Annotated in this window: 1 protein-coding gene and 1 pseudogene; both read left to right on the plus strand. The window is 71.8% G+C overall.

The features are described 5' to 3' along the window. A pseudogene (locus ACFXHB_RS44740) lies at positions 1-641 on the plus strand (transposase); the annotation flags it as partial. 253 nt (positions 642-894) lie between these two features. Further along, on the plus strand, positions 895-1082 hold a 188-nt coding region (locus ACFXHB_RS44745), incomplete at its 3' end, for a transposase (protein ID WP_380582978.1).

Raw genomic sequence — 1082 nt, forward strand, 5'->3', positions numbered from 1 at the left:
GCTCGGCGTGGCCGGGCTCCTCGCGCGGCGGCCGGCCGGGCCGGTCGCCGTGTGGCGGGTGGGGGGGGCGGAGCCGCCCGCCCCCCCCCCCCCCCACCCACGCCGAGCCCGAGGCGCCCGCCTACCGCGGCGCCGGGCGCAGGACACTGCCCCGCTACCGCACCGAGGCCATCGCCCTGCGCGAGCTCGCCACCGCCGGCGGGCGCCGGACGTTTCGGCAGGTCACCTGGCGCCAGGGCAGCCGCGGAGCGATGCGCTCACGGTTTCGGGTCCTGCAGGTGCGGCCCGCTGGGAAGATCCCCCGCACGCTCGCCGCCGCCGAGGCCGGCGGCGGCGCCGCGTGGGACGGCGTCCTGCCGACCGAGACCCTGCTGGTCGAATGGCCTCCTGGCGCGAGCGCACCCACCGACTACTGGCTCACCAACCTGCCACCCGACACCACAATTCGACGGCTCGTGCGCCTGGCCAAGATCCGCTGGCGCATCGAGCACGACTACCGCGAGATGAAGCACGGCCTGGGCCTGGACCACTTCGAAGGCCGCACCTGGCGCGGCTGGCACCACCACATCACCCTCGTCACCGCCGCCCACGCCTTCCTCACCCTCCGGCGCCTCGACCCAAAAGTCGAGACGCCGGCCTGACCTTCTACCGAGTCCTCGACGCCATCCAGGACCTGATACCACCGCAATCAATCAGGAGCACGGACTCTCGGGCCAGTCCTGGACGCCGGGTGCCCTTCTCCTCGAACCGACCGTCATCGGCGTTCTCGAAAGGAACGACATGTCTTCCTCTCCCCATCAGATCAGCAGGCGTCGTCTGCTGGGCGCGGCCGGCGCGGTCAGCGCGTTCGGCTTAGAAGACATCTCATTTGGGTGGGTTGAGTAGACTCCGAGTGTGCTGATCGTTGAGCGGCTGGTGCCGGATGAGCTGTGGGAGTTGTTCCAGTTGGTCGTGCCGGACGCTCCGGTGCGCCCGCAGGGTGGTGGCCGGCGGCGCCACGGGGATCGCGAGGTGCTGGCGGCGATCGTGTTCGTCGCGACGTCCGGGTGCACCTGGGCCCAACTGCCGCCATGCTTCGGCCC

Origin of the sequence: Kitasatospora sp. NPDC059327, from assembly GCF_042752535.1 — a bacterium.
GTDB lineage: Bacteria > Actinomycetota > Actinomycetes > Streptomycetales > Streptomycetaceae > Kitasatospora.